The sequence below is a fragment of the Pseudoalteromonas sp. SG45-3 genome (assembly GCF_014164075.1).
Classification (GTDB): Bacteria; Pseudomonadota; Gammaproteobacteria; order Enterobacterales; family Alteromonadaceae; genus Pseudoalteromonas; species Pseudoalteromonas distincta.
Genome location: NZ_JACJEN010000015.1, coordinates 69,268 through 85,112, shown reverse-complemented (window position 1 = coordinate 85,112; position 15,845 = coordinate 69,268). Strand labels below are relative to the sequence as shown.

Here is a 15,845-nt window from a genome sequence, read left to right as displayed (position 1 = left end):
TCGCTTAATATACATTAATTAATTCAAATTAGAATTTTAATGAAAGGCTCGCATGGAAGTAACGACCTAACGAATCGTAGTAACCAGCAATAGCATTTGCGTTTGTTGATAATGAACCACCAACTAGAGGTGCCTCTTTATCCATAACGTTGTTAACACCTACTAATAAAGACGTGTAATCATTAATAGTAAATGTACCTTTAAGGTCAATATAGCTTTGTGAGCTAATACCGTCGTCTTGTACTAATGTATCAGCACCAGTGTAATCGTTTACACCGCTGAAGAAACGCCATTTAGCAGTAGCTCTCCACCAGCTGCCCGTGTCGTAGCTAGCAGATACAACATGACGCCATTCTGGTTGAGGGAAACAACCGTTATCTAATGAGTCAACACAGTCATATACTTCACTTACACCAGGAATATTATCAAATTCCTTAGTTAACATGTAGGTACCAATGATACTAGTTTTTAATGTACCTTCAGCAATTTCCATATCGTAGTTTGCGCTTAAATCGATACCTTCGTAATGGATATTACCTAAGTTAGTATTTGTAGCAACAACTTGGCCAGAACCTATCCAAAGGCTACCACTACCAGGTGTACGGTCTACGTTATCACAAAATACAGCCGCGCCGCTTTTACCACATTGTGTAACTAGAATTTCTGGGTCAATATTACCAATCGCGTCTTCAAGTTCAATATCCCAGTAATCGATTGAGAAGTTGAAGTTTTCAAATGGGTTACCAACAACACCTAAAGTAATAGTATCAGCAATTTCTGGAGATAAATCTGGATTACCACCAAACAGAGCATTATATTGATCCGCAGGGCTCTTACCTACATTGCCATACTGACTTGCAGAAACACCTGTATTTGCACACTCAGCAGCTGTTAGGCTTGGTGTACCAGCACATGGATCAGTACCGGCCCATAAACCAGTGCTTTGTTGAGCAAATAACTCACCATTGTTTGCTGCACGAACTGCACGATTGTAGCTTGAACGAATTTTCCAATCGCTAGTTACATCCCAGTTCATTGCCACTTTATAAGTCGGCTCAGCACCTGAAGTGCTATAGTCTGACCAACGGTAGCCTAATTCAACAAGTAAACTTTCAACTAATGGTAAATCTTCAACGATTGGTAGGCTAAGCTCACCAAACACTTCACGTACTTGATAACCACCATTTAAACTCTTAGTAGTACCACCTTGGCCTAGTAATAGACCTTGTGCATATACTTCATCAGCTGTTCTACTGAATGTTTCTTCACGATACTCTGCACCAAATACTGCAGCAACTGGGTACTCTGAAGATGGAAGTGAGAAATCGAATTCGCCAGTAACAAAACCACTTACAATCAATTGCTCAGTAACACCGTTCAAGATTGCCGTACCAGTAAGTGACTGTGCAGCTTCTTCTGTTACACCATCAAACTGAAAAACATCGTACGGAATACAACCAGAAGTCGCGCTACAATCTTCACCATTTGCTGATAAAGCGGTGATTATACGCGGACCAAAGAAATCATTTTCATATGCTGAAGAAGATGAAGTTGAACCGTATTGAGCAAATGCTTCGTAAGACCAAAGGTCGTTAATTTCGCCTTTACTACCTAATACTAAACGGAAAGAGTTATGTTCAAGGCTGTCTGCACGAGGGCCACCTTCAACGTTACGCTTACCAATATAAGTTGCAAACTGATCACCAGAAGTCAATCCAAAGCGCTCAGTTAGTTGTGCACGTTGTGTATCATTTAATAATGGGCTATCAAAATCAATTGAGTAATTATCATTAAAGAACGTACCAGACTCAGCAATCTGCGCTGTAGTGCGGTTACGCATAAACATTGCTTCCATGAACGGACGGAAGCTATCATTGATTTCGTAGTTAGCAAACATACCTAATGTATGACGTTCATCAGGACGCATAAAGTGGTTAATTGGCGCGTAGTTATATGTATTACCAACTGAAGGAATAAAGCTGCTATCTTGACCTAGAGTCCAGTATTCGTACTGGCCTTCACCAAAGTCTACAACACCGTCAGCGTTAGGAGCTGAGATATAAAAGTTAGGGTTAACAGCATTACCTGAACCACCACAAGCTGTACCAGCAGCATTTAGAGCACAAGATGAGTAGTCACGTGCACCTTGGCGTAATTCATTTTGTCTGTTGTAAGTAAAGTAAGCTACTGCATGACCCCTACCACTATCAAATGCACCACCTAGGGTCGCTGCAAAATCAAATGACGCGCCATCAAGACCCGTATTACCTTCTTCATATTCAAAGCCAGCATCATCCATTAGGCCTTGCATGTATTCATTATCGTTATTATGTTGGTAAGCAGTTGTACCTACATTAACTTCAAAACCTTCAAACTGATCGTTCATTACAAAGTTTACAACACCAGCAACAGCGTCTGCACCGTAAGTAGATGAACCACCACCAGTCATTACATCTACGCGTTTAATTAGCGCGGCAGGAATTTGGTTAATATCCGCTGATTGTGTGTAAATACCACCAGCTTGCATACGACGACCGTTTACAAGAACAAGAGTACGCTGAGGACCCATACCACGTAAATCAAGAGTTGCAGTTCCCGAAGCACCATTTGATTGGAAAGAAGTATTAGACGCTTCTAGTTGCGGTAAGCTATTCATCATGTCTTCAACACGAGTAAAACCTGCAACAGCAATTTCTTCAGCAGTTGTTACTTGCACTGGGCTAGCTGTTTCCATATCTGTACGTTTGATACGTGAACCAGTAACTTCAATTCGTTCAACCTTATCAACTTTTTCTTCATCAGCAGCAAACGAACTTGCTGAAAAAGCAGCTGTTGAAGCTGTACCGAAAGCTATCGCTAAGCGAACTGCTTTTGAAACTTTATTATTTAACATTCGATTCTCCCAGAATACTTTATATTTTTTATATTTTTTGCTTGATTACCATTTGTTAATAAATGGTAATCATACGTTATGATAATACCAGCAATACAATGCGGTCAACATAAAATTAACTTATTGTTAATTACCAACACTTTCAAAGCTAAAGCATTACAATTTTAAAATCAAAAAATTTACATTGGTATTATTAAATAGCGCCATTACTGCATTAAGGGAAATTATAAAAAAGGGGGGATTGAATTCACAAAGGTTAACTTTTAGCTTACGGTAACTTAAAAGAGAGAGGTTTGAGTGCTCTTTGATAGCGTCACTTCCATAGCACTAAAAATCATTTCGGCTATTGGGTCTAATTGTTTTTTTATATACAAAGGATAATTCAGTCTTTTATTTGTATCACTGAGCTCTGGTCCATCAAATGTGTAAACATACTCTATAATTTGCCCTCGTTTCACCTCAAAGTTTGGGTTCTGGGCTTTATATTTTTTAACTGCTTGGACATGTGGTGGAATATTCTTTTTATATTCAGTTAAATTTTGTCCTAACCTTTTTCTATAAATTAATTTATCGTCAAATTCTCCATTTTGTAAACGCCTAGAGTAAGAATTAACTAACTCCTCTAAAAGGCTTATTTTATAGTCACTACTGAACAAAGTTTCAAACAACTCTACTTGAAATTCTTGAGCGAACTCAGTCCAATCACTTCGAACTGCTTCAACACCTTTAAATACTAGCTCATTGTGATTTTTATTAATTTTTTGACCTACATATCGTTTTTTAGAGCCCATCGTTTTCCCCCTAATTGTAGGCATAAAAAAAGGACTGTATAAGGTTTCAAATTCAATCTCCAAAAAGCTCTCTAAGTCGTGTTTCTGACTAATTTCTTGTACCCACTGTTGATTGATATTAATAGCTAATTGTTTACCGATTTCATCGCATTGAAGCGTATTCAAACCGTCATCCAAAGTAATGAATATTGAATCTGTATCGCCATAAATTACATTGTACCCACACTCCTCTATCCATTTTTTTGTGGTTTGCATTATATCGTGCCCACGTAGTGTGATTGAACTTGAAAGACGTGGATCGTAAAAGCGACATCCCCGAGAACCAAGCACTCCATATAAGCTATTCATAATAATTTTTATAGCCTGCGATAACATAGGTTTTTGGCTATCTTTTGCTTCTTGTCTTGTTATTGATAGAGTTTTTATAAGGGCTGGTAAATGATTTTTATGTCTTGAAAAAAGTGCATTATTATATCCTGGAATTGCATCTTTTGGATTGAGCAACCCCTCAATTAAACCAAGAGGGTCTATACAAAAAGTACGCATAATTGATGGATATAAGCTTTTAAAGTCGAGTACAAGTACATTTTTATAAAACCCCGGTTTTGAAGACATTACATACCCTCCAGGACTATCAAAACTTAAGCCATGATCTCCTAAATTAGGTGCAACATAACCACTTCGGTGAAGTAAGGGCAGATAAAGGTTAACAAATGAAGCGACTGAACCGCCCATTCTATGAAGTTCAAGCCCCGTTAATTGACTCCTAACAACAGCAAAATCAAGTAAATTTAATTTGTTAAAAATACGTAGAACCAGTACGCAATCTTGTCTATTGTATTTCGCAAGGGATAACTTATTATCATTAAATTGGCGTTCAATTTCTGCTAGCTGGTCACTTGAACTGATGTACTTTTTCTCACCAAGCTCCTTAGCAGCTACATTTGACAGGCTAAAGCTATCATAGTGGTAGGTCGCATTTTTTAACGTGTCTATACCGTCTATAACAACTCTTCCTGGTATAGTTAATCGAGTATAATGGCCTACTCGTAATTTTATTTTTTCGTTATTACGTCCAAGACGCAATTCTATACCTAGAGTTTCAGCTCTGGAGTGAAGAACAGAAAAATCAAACTCAATGACGTTCCAACCAATAATAAGATCTGGATCTGTTTTTGCTATAAAGTGCTGTAATTTTTGTAAAAGATCGATTTCATCAACACACCATATTATTTCAATTGCATCACTATATTTAATAGGACTGCCAATCATTAATACACAATCAATGCCATGACCGACCAAACCAATGGAAAATAATACCCCTTCTCCATTGCACTCGATGTCTAAAGAAACTGTTTTAAACTTAGGATTTACATCTGGGTTATTTTTAAATTGGCAATTGGTTAACAGCCTATATCCGTCTTTATGTGTAATATCTCCTCTCACCCATGTGGAGCCTTTAATAAATCGCTCCATTAAAAAGCGATCTATAGGGCGTATGTCATCTTCGTATGTCACAATGCCCTCTGCGCTTAGAGCTTTTAACGCATTGTAGTAATGTTTAAGTGATTTAAAGTAGCAACCAGCCACAGTCCCCTGCTGAAAATCTTTTAATTCTACAGGGACAATTTCAAAAGAAACATCTGAGAGCCGCAGTACTTTTTCTACCGTCGCTTTATCCTTTAACTTGATAAAAAAAACAACTGACTCTGGTAAGCTAATTGCTTTTAATGGCCCTTTTTCTGTTAAAAGCCAAATAACAAAACTTACGCCCAAAGGTGAATCAACTGTTTCTGTAGAGAGAATAAACCCCGAGTCTAAGTGCATTAATGAAATAAGCCTTGTAATAAAAAACGACAAAAATAAAATTTGTAAAGCAGGTTATATTTTATTTCTTTCTAAGTTAGTCTTAAGAAAAAATAATATGAGCATTCAATGAGCCCTTCTGAAATTATCCAACACGCTAATAATCTCCTTCAACAAAACAAGCTTCAACAAGCCAAAAAAATAATATTATCTTTAATTCAAACTGCACCAGAGCACCATCAAGCTTGGCAAGTATTAGCCCAAGTACATCGACAGTTAAAAGAGCAAGAGCAATACCAACAAGCCATTAAACAATATGAGATGATTGCTTGGTTTAACCAACGTTTAGATAAAGCGAATCAGCATCTATTAAACAAAGAATTAAAACCAGCAGAAAACATTGCCCATGAGTTGCTCAAGCTTGTAGCGAATGAATACCGTGTTTTAGTGTTATTAAGTAAAATAGCTTTTCAGGCAAACGACTTAAAAACGTATTTGGCTATTACTTCTCATAATATAAATATAAATAGCACAAAATCAGCCGCTTATGATGCGCACATTGAAGCATTATTTAATACAAAGCAATATTTAGAACTAATCTCCTTTTATAATAGGTCGACCACATTAGTTACTTTACTACCAAAATCCCAAAGTTTACTCGCTGCTGCCTATGTAAAAATGATGGACTTCAAAAATGCATCTCTAAATTACCAATCTTTGTTAAATAAAAATTATTACCCCGCATATTGCAATTTAAGACTTGGAAACATAGAAAAGATAATTGGCAATAACCAAAGTGCTATTGCGTACTATTGCAAAACAATAAAACTAGCTCCCCATATCGGCGAAGCCTATTGGAACTTAGCAAACTTAAAAACATATACTTTCACTCAGCTCAATATAGCTAATTTAGAACAGCAGATAACAATAGACTCAAATAAATTAAATAGAGCACAACTTCACTTTGCTTTAGCTAAAGCATATGAACAACATAGCAGATACGAAGATGCCTTTTTGCAGCTAAGAATAAGTAACGATTTACAAAAGTCACTTACCCCTTACATTACTAATGACTTTAATGAGCGCTGTAAAAAATACCTAACCAAAAAAGTAGCCAATACAGTACATTCCTCAACCGAAAATGAAGTCCAGCTGATATTTATTGTAAGCTTGCCTAGAAGTGGCTCTACACTTATTGAGCAAATACTGGCATCGCATAGCCATGTTGACGCTAGCTATGAATTATCAGAAATCAATTCTATTGCAGTAGAGTTAGAAAACCTTCAGATAAAAAGCAACGTACCTTATAAGCTAAATAGTTTGACTCAAGAGCACTTGGCAACATTAGCCAAACGCTACTTAAAATTCATTGAACCTTTTCGCAATAACAAGCCTTACTTTATTGATAAACAACCAGTCAACTTTCAACATATTGCTCTTATCAAAACTTTATTCCCTAATGCAAAAATAATCGATGTACAACGAGATAAAAAAGCGACTGCATGGAGCCTTTATAAGCACTCATTTTCACAAGGCCATAGTTATAGCTACGATCAGGAAGATTTAGCTCACTACATGAATGAATATTATAAGCTGATGACACATTGGCATAGCGTATATCCTGACGAAATATATACAATTAATTATGAAAGCTTAATAAACAACTTCACTGAAACGGTTAATGATTTATTTGAACATTGCAATTTAGTAGTAGAGCAAGCGTGTTATGAGTTTTATAATAACCAACGCCCTGTTTTAACTCCCAGTTCAGAACAAGTACGTAAGCCAATTTACAAAGAAGCGCTGACTGACTGGAAAAAATATGCAAATCATCTAACGCCACTGCTTAATAGGCTAAATTAGTAAACAAGCTGCTTGTAGTTACACTCTTATAACTCTAAAATCCATAGCACTGTAATTATATACATACTTTAGGTAAATCATCCCATGCTTTCTGACTCACTAAAAAAAACAATTAGGCAAGTACACCAGCATGTGGCTAGTAACCTAAAAGATTATCGCCCTCGTAGCAGTCAAAATTATCTTGTAGCCGAAATAGCAAAAACACTTGCTGGCGAATACCATAAAAAGCAGCGCATTTGCGTAATTGAAGCAGGCACCGGTACCGGTAAGTCTCTTGCCTATTGTTTAGGCGCGTTGCCTCTTGCCTTAGCGCAAAAAAAGAAGCTAGTTATTTCTACCGCAACCGTTGCACTGCAAGAACAATTAATAGCAAAAGAGCTCCCATTTTTTAAAAAGCATTCAGGCCTCGACTTTAAATTTGATTTGGTAAAAGGTCGCCATCGTTATATTTGCGCTCACAAATTACATAATGCTGTAAACGGCGATAGTCAAACACAAATGGACTTTATGCCAACGCTTACTTCACCATTGAGCGCAATGGAAACCAAGTGTTTGAATGAGCTATATAACGCATATGTGAATAAAAAATGGCAAGGCGATAGAGACAGCTGGGCCGATACCGTACCCGATAGAGTGTGGAACTTAATAGCGTGCGATAAACATTCATGCCAACGCCAAATGAAGGCCCATCAAACGTGTCCGTTTCAGCTTGCTCGTAATCAATTAATGCAAATGGATGTGCTGGTAATTAATCACTCTTTATTACTTGCCGATTTAGACCTAGGCGGCGGTAAAATTTTACCCGAGCCCGACAACACCATTTATGTAATTGATGAAGCGCATCATTTAGCACATATAACACGCGACTTTTCATCGGCCGCAGCAACAATTAAAGGTACAATAGAATGGCTTGATAAGCTCACCAAGTTTAGCGGAAAAATGGCAAAGGTTTTAGTGGGGCAAAGAGCCATTGGCCAAAACTTTAAACTTTGCGACAGTATTAATGACGCGAATAAAGATTTAAAAGTAGTTCGCGATATTCTCGATAATGCTGACTTTGAATATTCGAAAGACGATACTTATCGCTTTGAGCACGGTGAAATTCCACAATCGCTGCACAGTAAAGCAAAAGACATAAGCGAAGCCACGCAAGATGCGCTGCGCTGTTTAAACAAAATGCACGACACCCTTACCCAAGATGTAAGCGACGGCGATATAAAACCTTACGTTGCCGACCCAATACTAGGCGAAAGCGGGCAATATATAAACCGGTTAGAGCAACTAAACAAACTATGGTTTAGTTACGCAAAAAAAGGCGAAGGTGCTCCCCATGCACGGTGGATAAAACGTCTTGAATATAAAAGCCATCACGACCACTTATTAAGCGACTGCCCTATCGAGGTCGGTTATTACCTAAAAGATAAATTGTGGCGAGAATGCGCGGGCGCTGTTTTGTGCTCTGCGACATTAAGTGCACTGGGCTCGTTTGATCACTTTGCTTACGAAACAGGGCTTGCTAAAGAAGAAGGCGTTAAATTTATTAAAGTACCTTCTCCTTTTGATTACCCAAAACAAGCCACTTTACGTATTCCGGTATCTAAAGTAGAACCTACCGATAAAGACTTTAGTGATCACCTAGCTAAAACTTTACCTGAGTACCTAAATGATAAAAAAGCGAACCTTGTACTATTCGCTTCTTACTGGCAAATGGACCACGTAACAAAGTTTCTTAGAACAAAAGGTTTTAACTTATTAGTACAAGGTGAGATGTCGCGAGAAGCATTGCTTAAATTACACACTAAAAATGTAGACGAAGGCAAAGGCAGTATTTTATTTGGAACCCAGAGCCTTTCGGAAGGTCTTGATTTACCAGGTAAATATTTAGAGAACCTAATAATTACTAAAATTCCGTTTGCTGTACCTACTTCGCCAATAGAAGAAGCGCAAGCAGAATTTGTACAAAGCAAAGGTGGTAACCCGTTTTTAACGATTACCGTGCCAGATGCCGCAAAGAAATTGGTACAAAGCTGTGGTAGACTGCTGCGAAAAGAGAGTGATGAAGGCTGTATTACTATTCTCGATAGACGCTTAGTTACTAAGCGATACGGTAAAGCCATGCTCGACACCCTACCACCTTTTAAAAGACAAATAGATTATTAATGTTTGAACTCGCACTCGATCCAACAACCTGGGCTGTTTTATGTGCTGTTGCACTTGCCGCAGGTTTTATAGACGCTATCGCCGGTGGCGGTGGCATGTTAACTGTACCCGCTTTATTAACTGCTGGCTTACCTCCACATTTAACATTAGGCACCAATAAATTAGCGGCTAGCTTTGGCTCGTTAACGGCAAGCTATACATACTATAAAAAGAACTTATTTAGTCCTAAGTTTTGGGCAGCCTCCATTATTGCTACCGCAATAGGTGCATTGATAGGTACTGTTATTGTTGATCATTTAAGTATCGATTTTTTAAACAAACTACTCCCCATTATTATTATTTTAGTTGCTGGCTATAGCTTATTTGGTAATTTAAGCACCACCGAAGGCGATGAACTTCCTAAACTAAACAAAGCGATGAAAATAAAACAATGGCTACAAGGTTTAGCATTAGGCTTTTTTGATGGTTTAGCAGGCCCAGGTACGGGTACATTTTGGACTGCTTCTAATGGCATGCTTTACAAAATGAACCTGCTACTCAACTGTGGTTTAGCGCGTTCAATGAACTTTGTGTCTAACTTTATATCTTTAATTACCTTTGTTGCACTCGGCCATGTAAACTTTTTACTTGGCATAACAATGGGCTTTTTTATTATGCTAGGCGCATGGTTTGGGGCGCATTCAGCAATACGTTTTGGTAGCAAATTTATTCGCCCAGTATTTAATACTATGGTTATACTTTTAGCATTAAAACTAATTTACGAGGCTTACTTTTAATATGCATTCAATGGCTTTAGATAAACTACGCCAACAAGTTGCAACGCTAAAACAACAAGCTGAGCAATTTGATAAAGCTAAACTTTTTTCTAAAAATCGTTACATGCAAGCACAACCTAGCTTGTTTGACCGCGCAGTTTTTAGTACCAAAAGCATGAACCTAGTCGATTACGTAATAGAAATAGAAGACGAAGTTTCAAGGTTACCGCCAAGCGAGCATCGCCATGCTTATACCTACGCGCTTGAACGTATTGCAGCTCAAATACAAGCTGTATTCAATGTTATTAAATCAACGCCTATTTGGGTTAAAGAAAACAAAAGCCATTATAAACCACGCCCTAAGCAAACCGTTTATAAGCAAGCTGTGCAAAAAATAATGCAATCATCCCATGAGCTTTACGACGAATTAAAACAAAACCATGAGTTTGAACGCCGTTTAGTGCTCATGATTGAAGAGCGAAAAATGCAAATGGATAAAGCCTCGCCTGCTAAAGCACAAAAGCTTAACCTTGAAATATTAAGCACACACGCTCGATTAGGCCGCTGCAGAAAAGCAATTTCTGCCACCGAAGATAAAATTCAACAAGTAGAAAAACAGCAGCTGCGTTAAGGCGCACTTTACTATGCAGCTTTATTATCATCCATTGTATTCAGACCTTATACTCCCAGAACGTCATCGATTCCCTATTCAAAAGTATAAGTTACTTAAAACAGAAATAGAAAACCTAGGTGTTTCGGCTATTCACTTTCAAGAGCCTAAAAAAGCAACCAAATCTCAACTTTCGCTATGTCATAGCCAACGTTATATAGATGACTTTTTAAATGGGACTCTTAGCAATAAAGCCATAAAAAAAATGGGCTTTCCTTATTCAAATGAATTGGTAGAGCGCACATTACTATCAGTTGGGGCAAGCATCCAAAGTAGTGAACACGCGCTAAAACATGGTTTTTCGGCTAATTTAAGTGGTGGCTATCATCATGCATACAGTGATTACGGCAGCGGTTTTTGTATTTTTAACGATCTAGCTATTGCAGCAGCACATTTAATAAATACAGAGCAAGCCGACACTGTTTTAATTTTTGATTGCGACGTACACCAAGGCGATGGCACAGCACAAATCACTCAAAACCATGACCAAATTATTACCTGCTCAATTCATTGTGAACAAAATTTTCCTCGTAATAAGCAAGAGTCCACCTACGATTTTGCATTGCCCGCTAAAACAACCGACGCTGAGTACCTTGCTACATTAGAGCAAGCACTCGATTTTTGCGTGCGTATTCATAACCCCGATATTATTTTGTATAATGCAGGTGCTGATATTTACACAAAAGACGAGTTAGGCTTGTTTGAAGTATCACTAGATGGCGTATATAAACGCGACTTTTTTACTCTCAACTTTTGTAAGCAACACCAAATCCCACTAATGTGCGGCCTAGGCGGAGGTTATCAGCGTAATTTGAGCTCACTAATTAATGTTCATAAACAACTATTTAAAGCCGCTATCGATTTATAGCAAGCCATAGTATAGACTCAATTAAACTGATTATTTTAAAGCGGTGGGAATATGCGATTACACGAAGACATACACAACTATTACGAAAAGATTGTAGTCGAGGAAGTTATCAAACTTAAACTTGATGAAAAATATGATGAAGATGTAATGGCTGACTTTTGTTGTACGGTACTAAATCAGCTCCCGCCACGATATATTCGCTACGATGTAGATATGGCGTTTTATTTACCGCAATCAGAACGCATACATATGGAACAACGTGTACAAACCGCAATAAACGTTGCCATTAGCCAAATATCAAAAAAGAAAGAGTTAAATGACAAGTCCACTTGATCAAGCCCCTACACATATGAAACTTGCAGTAGATTTAATTATGATACTAGAGCAACACGATGTTGCTCCAGAAGAAGTACTTAAAGCACTTGAAATAGTTAAAAGCGACTTTGAAAAGAAGCTAGAAAAGCCATAACTCTATTCTATTATTTGTATGTCGTGCTCGGTAACGCTACCTTCGTGCTTAGTGCAATCAATTTTAACTTCACCAAATGTACGCATAGGCGAAGTTGAACGCCGACAGGTCATATTTTGTGCTTTAACGCCAAATTGCGTTATATACAACTCAACTGTTTCGTCTATTTGTTGTTTTTGCTGCGTAGTCGCTGCACTGTAAAATGCATCGTATTGCGCAGACCAATTCTCAACCCCCGCTTCTTTTGCAACACCTAGCCAGCCCATTCCGAGTTTAGTAGATTGCTCCAAGTATTGGCCTTTTAAAAACATGAATGCCAACGTATATTGTGCACTTTTATAGCCAAGTGCTGCCGGCTCTTTTAAATCATAAAAAGCTTGCTCGTACAGCCCCTTTTTATACGCTTTATACCAATTCGCTTAATTAAGTAATCTATTTTGAGGAAGGAGAAACTTGTTGATAGCTAGGCAAAAAATTCGCTATTTAGTTGTTCTAAATGAAAATTTTTTAACGCAGGTAGCGACACGTTTAGCCCCGCAAAATGATTAATTATTATTGCGGATTGGTATTAATACCATTGTATTCTTTTTTCTTCATTGTATTGTCGCTGTAAAGCTAACAGGGGTGGACCCACACCCACCTAATAAACCTACAGCCAAAATTGCTGCAACCGATATACATTTAGCCATAACTAGTCCTTTATTATTTTTATATGCGAGTACCGAATCTGGCTTACACTCTTTGCAAAGCCTGCTATTGTGTAATCCAATTTGTATAATTAAAATACTATCATGAGCTTAGCAAGTTTACTTCGGTTATTTTTTCTGGCTGCAATTTGGGGCGCGTCATTTTTATTTTTGCGAATGGCAGCTACCAGCTTAGGCCCAGCGGTGTTAATAGAATTTAGAGTTGGCTTTGCCGCACTCACCCTCTTTATTGTGGCGCTTTACTTAAAGCGCCGCTTAGCGTTTACTGAGCACACAAAACACTTTTTTATAATTGGCGCGTTTAACTCTGCTTTGCCGTTTTTATTTTTTGCTTACGCAGCCCAAACTATCAGCGCATCTACACTCTCAATTTTAAATTCTACAACACCAATATGGGGTGTTGTTGTTGGAATTTTATGGACAAAAACAAAGCCCAATAAAAGTATGGTGATTGGTTTACTGCTGGGTTTAATTGGCGTAGCTATTTTGGTTGGGCAAAATCATTTTGTGTTAAATAACCAATCAATTCTGGCCATAGTAGCTGCATTAAGCGCATCACTTTGCTATGCCATTGCATCGCATTACACTAAAAACGCGCCTAAACTGGCCCCGTTCGATAACGCCCATGGCTCAATGTGGGCTTCAAGCTTTATGGTATTACCGCTTATCTTATTTATGCCAATACGAGAAATACCAAGCACCAACGTTATGCTAGGTGTACTTGTATTAGGAGTAATGTGTACCGCACTTGCTTATATTTTATTTTTTAAATTAATCGAAGATATAGGCCCTACCTCGGCGTTAACAGTCACGTTTTTAATTCCGCTATTTGGCATTTTTTGGGGGCATTTAATTTTAGATGAGCAAATTGGGCCAAATACATTATTAGGCGCATTATTTGTTATTGTGGGCACTATGCTGGTTACTGGTTTCTTACCACGAAAAAAGCACTTAGCTAAAACAAGCTAAGTGCTTATATCAAGCGCTTTTACCAAAAAAGCTTACTTTTGCGCCTTTTTGCTTAAGTTTTCAATTAAGTCATGGGCGCTAAAACTGTTGTCGCTTGGCTTTATACCTTTGCCCATTTTAATATCAATTAAGGTGTGCACTTCTTTGCGTTTATCATTGTTACTTACCTGTACGCCTACGCTGCTTGTTGGGCGTGCACGAGTTTCGCAGGTTAATAAACCACAGCTTCGCTCATATTGCTGGCTTTGTGATGCACTAATAGATGACGCGGGAGCTTGCGATTTAGACTCAACAAAGGTTTCTTTGTTGGTTACAACAAACCAATCGTAGCCTTGTGCTTGGGTAAGCTCAGCCGCGCGTAATAATGCATAGTCACCGGCATCGGCTACATTATTTGATACGCTTTTAAACTCTACTCGGTATTGATCGTCGCTAATTTTTTGCTCGCTGTAACCTTGTGAGCCATTATTTGCGGCGCGATAGTCAGGTTTAGATGCACAGCCCGCCATAAGTAAAATACTGATAATTAAAATAGATGTTTTCATAGTTCACCTCGTTTTATACACATTATTATTTGTTTAACTGCCACTTTGCGCTAATTGCTTGCTGCTCTTGCGCTCTATCGAGTGGTGCGCCGCTGATCATGCTATCTATAACAGCATCTAAGCCACTGTTATTAGACGCCGTTTGATATTGCGCGCCATTGTTACTTTGCTGCGTAGCTGTTTGCGCTTTAATTTGCCAACCGCTTTGCGTTTTACAAGCAATGCTTGTTTGCGTTGTATTATTTGAGCTTAGTGCATACTGCCTACAAAGCTCACCTTGCTGATTTTTAAAACTTAGCTGTGCGCTAAATACTGAGCCATCACTTTGCTCAAACACACCACTACTTAGCTGTGTATTAAGTGCTGAAGCTGTATTGCTGGCTACTAAGTTTTGCGCCTCACTGGGTTGTAAATAGCTCGTCATTGCAATACCAAATACCACAGCTACGCTTGCTGCTATTGCTATACTTTTATTAGCCGATTGCTTAACCTTTTGCCAAGGCGTTAACGTTACTACATTACTGTTTAATGTGTTTTTTGTCGTTGCTATATCAAGCTTTGCAACCGTTTTAGCTAATGAGTCACTAAGTGGTGCGTCGTCAATACTTGTTGCGTGCTCTTTTACTAACATGTCTACTTCGCTAAATTCTGCAAGTCGCATTACTAGCTCATCATCGGTTTCAAGGGCTTTGCGCACTTGCTCCATTTCGTGCTCGCTTAGTTCTGAGTCTAAAAAGGCGCTAAGTGTTTCGTCGTTAATGTTCATACTTGCTCCTTTTTAAAGTCGGGTTTTATTAAATTATAAAGTGTACTGCGTGCGCGCGATAATTTACTCATTACACTGCCTATAGGTATATCTAGCGTATGTGCTACCTCTTTATAAGCCATGCCCTGCACTGCCACCAGCGATACTATGGCGCGTTGCTCTTCGGGTAATTGCCCAAGTGCTGTATTTACATTTTTAAGCATTTGTTTGTTTTCGAGAGTTTGGTGCTCATTACTTGATATTGGCTCTGGTAAAATATCGGCATGAGCCGTATTTTGCCTTACCTTGCGTGAGCGGTATTCGTCTATCCACACATTACGGCAAATTTTAAATGCCCATTTAGCAGGCTCAACGTCATCCGGAATGCCTTTTACTAATAGTTTTTCAATTGTTATTTGCACTACATCATCTGCATCTGCTTTACTTCCCGTTAGCGAGTAGGCAAAACGCCTAAGCATGGGCAATAAGGTTTTTATAGTTTCGTTCATTGGTTTTTACCCCTTTTATAAAGAAGACGATTCAAAAAAGCATTTATTCCCAAATAATTTAAATAATGAAATATTTCTATGTGTTAAACGTTAAC

Annotated in this window: 13 protein-coding genes and 1 pseudogene; 8 read left to right on the top strand and 6 right to left on the bottom strand. The window is 38.2% G+C overall.

The features are described 5' to 3' along the window. Positions 1-28: 28 nt before the first annotated feature. Both H5126_RS15700 and H5126_RS15695 read right to left on the bottom strand, forming a co-directional pair. Entirely contained in the window at positions 29-2,893 is a 2,865-nt protein-coding gene (locus H5126_RS15700) for a TonB-dependent receptor domain-containing protein (RefSeq protein ID WP_182721044.1), read from the bottom strand. Between the two features lie 278 nt (positions 2,894-3,171). Then, positions 3,172-5,511: a DNA polymerase II gene (locus H5126_RS15695; protein WP_182721043.1), complete on the bottom strand. Its 2,340-nt coding sequence runs from the start codon at positions 5,509-5,511 to the stop codon at positions 3,172-3,174. A 108-nt stretch (positions 5,512-5,619) separates the two neighbouring features. Here H5126_RS15695 and H5126_RS15690 point away from each other — a divergent pair, with 108 nt between their 5' ends. The 7 genes from H5126_RS15690 to H5126_RS15660 all read left to right on the top strand — a co-directional run bounded on the left by H5126_RS15690 (position 5,620) and on the right by H5126_RS15660 (position 12,275). Beyond that, on the top strand, positions 5,620-7,353 hold the full coding sequence (locus H5126_RS15690) for a tetratricopeptide repeat-containing sulfotransferase family protein (RefSeq protein ID WP_182721042.1): 1,734 nt from the start codon (positions 5,620-5,622) through the stop codon (positions 7,351-7,353). Between the two features lie 84 nt (positions 7,354-7,437). Next, positions 7,438-9,513 carry an ATP-dependent DNA helicase DinG gene (dinG, locus tag H5126_RS15685; RefSeq protein ID WP_039484246.1) on the top strand — a complete coding sequence of 692 codons (2,076 nt, stop codon included), beginning with the start codon at positions 7,438-7,440 and terminating at the stop codon, positions 9,511-9,513. After that, entirely contained in the window at positions 9,513-10,289 is a 777-nt protein-coding gene (locus tag H5126_RS15680) for a TSUP family transporter (RefSeq protein ID WP_002958254.1), read from the top strand. Before dinG ends, H5126_RS15680 begins: the two co-directional genes overlap by 1 nt. Position 10,290: 1 nt before the next feature. Further along, positions 10,291-10,899, top strand: a complete 609-nt coding sequence (locus H5126_RS15675) for a primosomal replication protein (RefSeq protein ID WP_002958255.1) — start codon at positions 10,291-10,293, stop codon at positions 10,897-10,899. 13 nt (positions 10,900-10,912) lie between these two features. Next, on the top strand, positions 10,913-11,806 hold the full coding sequence (locus tag H5126_RS15670; RefSeq protein ID WP_182693839.1) for a histone deacetylase: 894 nt from the start codon (positions 10,913-10,915) through the stop codon (positions 11,804-11,806). A 51-nt stretch (positions 11,807-11,857) separates the two neighbouring features. Next, complete coding sequence (locus H5126_RS15665; RefSeq protein ID WP_002958257.1) at positions 11,858-12,139, top strand: late competence development ComFB family protein; 282 nt, start codon at positions 11,858-11,860, stop codon at positions 12,137-12,139. After that, positions 12,123-12,275, top strand: coding sequence for a DUF2496 domain-containing protein (locus H5126_RS15660; RefSeq protein WP_182721368.1), 153 nt, complete (start codon positions 12,123-12,125; stop codon positions 12,273-12,275). Before H5126_RS15665 ends, H5126_RS15660 begins: the two co-directional genes overlap by 17 nt. A 2-nt stretch (positions 12,276-12,277) precedes the next feature. Here the strand turns inward: H5126_RS15660 and H5126_RS15655 are convergent. After that, positions 12,278-12,691, bottom strand: a pseudogene (locus H5126_RS15655) (sel1 repeat family protein); the annotation flags it as partial. Positions 12,692-13,066: 375 nt separating this feature from the next. Here H5126_RS15655 and H5126_RS15650 point away from each other — a divergent pair. After that, entirely contained in the window at positions 13,067-13,951 is an 885-nt protein-coding gene (locus H5126_RS15650) for a DMT family transporter (protein WP_182721367.1), read from the top strand. A gap of 32 nt (positions 13,952-13,983) precedes the next feature. Here the strand turns inward: H5126_RS15650 and H5126_RS15645 are convergent, their stop codons facing one another. From H5126_RS15645 to H5126_RS15635, 3 genes are read right to left on the bottom strand one after another with little or no spacing between them, the layout of a single operon-like run. Continuing rightward, positions 13,984-14,496, bottom strand: a complete 513-nt coding sequence (locus H5126_RS15645) for a CC0125/CC1285 family lipoprotein (protein ID WP_182721366.1) — start codon at positions 14,494-14,496, stop codon at positions 13,984-13,986. 25 nt (positions 14,497-14,521) lie between these two features. Beyond that, a complete protein-coding gene (locus H5126_RS15640; protein ID WP_182721365.1) occupies positions 14,522-15,262 on the bottom strand; it encodes an anti-sigma factor in 741 nt (246 codons plus the stop codon). Beyond that, positions 15,259-15,750, bottom strand: coding sequence for an RNA polymerase sigma factor (locus H5126_RS15635; protein WP_182716185.1), 492 nt, complete (start codon positions 15,748-15,750; stop codon positions 15,259-15,261). Before H5126_RS15635 ends, H5126_RS15640 begins: the two co-directional genes overlap by 4 nt. Positions 15,751-15,845 lie beyond the last annotated feature (95 nt).

Bases quoted from the DNA above. Each gene is read 5' to 3' on its own strand.
- H5126_RS15700 (WP_182721044.1), bottom strand. From the start codon at position 2,893: ATGTTAAATAATAAAGTTTCAAAAGCAGTTCGCTTAGCGATAGCTTTC.
- H5126_RS15695 (WP_182721043.1), bottom strand. From the start codon at position 5,511: ATGCACTTAGACTCGGGGTTTATTCTCTCTACAGAAACAGTTGATTCA.
- H5126_RS15690 (WP_182721042.1), top strand. From the start codon at position 5,620: ATGAGCCCTTCTGAAATTATCCAACACGCTAATAATCTCCTTCAACAA.
- dinG (WP_039484246.1), top strand. From the start codon at position 7,438: ATGCTTTCTGACTCACTAAAAAAAACAATTAGGCAAGTACACCAGCAT.
- H5126_RS15680 (WP_002958254.1), top strand. From the start codon at position 9,513: ATGTTTGAACTCGCACTCGATCCAACAACCTGGGCTGTTTTATGTGCT.
- H5126_RS15675 (WP_002958255.1), top strand. From the start codon at position 10,291: ATGCATTCAATGGCTTTAGATAAACTACGCCAACAAGTTGCAACGCTA.
- H5126_RS15670 (WP_182693839.1), top strand. From the start codon at position 10,913: ATGCAGCTTTATTATCATCCATTGTATTCAGACCTTATACTCCCAGAA.
- H5126_RS15665 (WP_002958257.1), top strand. From the start codon at position 11,858: ATGCGATTACACGAAGACATACACAACTATTACGAAAAGATTGTAGTC.
- H5126_RS15660 (WP_182721368.1), top strand. From the start codon at position 12,123: ATGACAAGTCCACTTGATCAAGCCCCTACACATATGAAACTTGCAGTA.
- H5126_RS15650 (WP_182721367.1), top strand. From the start codon at position 13,067: ATGAGCTTAGCAAGTTTACTTCGGTTATTTTTTCTGGCTGCAATTTGG.
- H5126_RS15645 (WP_182721366.1), bottom strand. From the start codon at position 14,496: ATGAAAACATCTATTTTAATTATCAGTATTTTACTTATGGCGGGCTGT.
- H5126_RS15640 (WP_182721365.1), bottom strand. From the start codon at position 15,262: ATGAACATTAACGACGAAACACTTAGCGCCTTTTTAGACTCAGAACTA.
- H5126_RS15635 (WP_182716185.1), bottom strand. From the start codon at position 15,750: ATGAACGAAACTATAAAAACCTTATTGCCCATGCTTAGGCGTTTTGCC.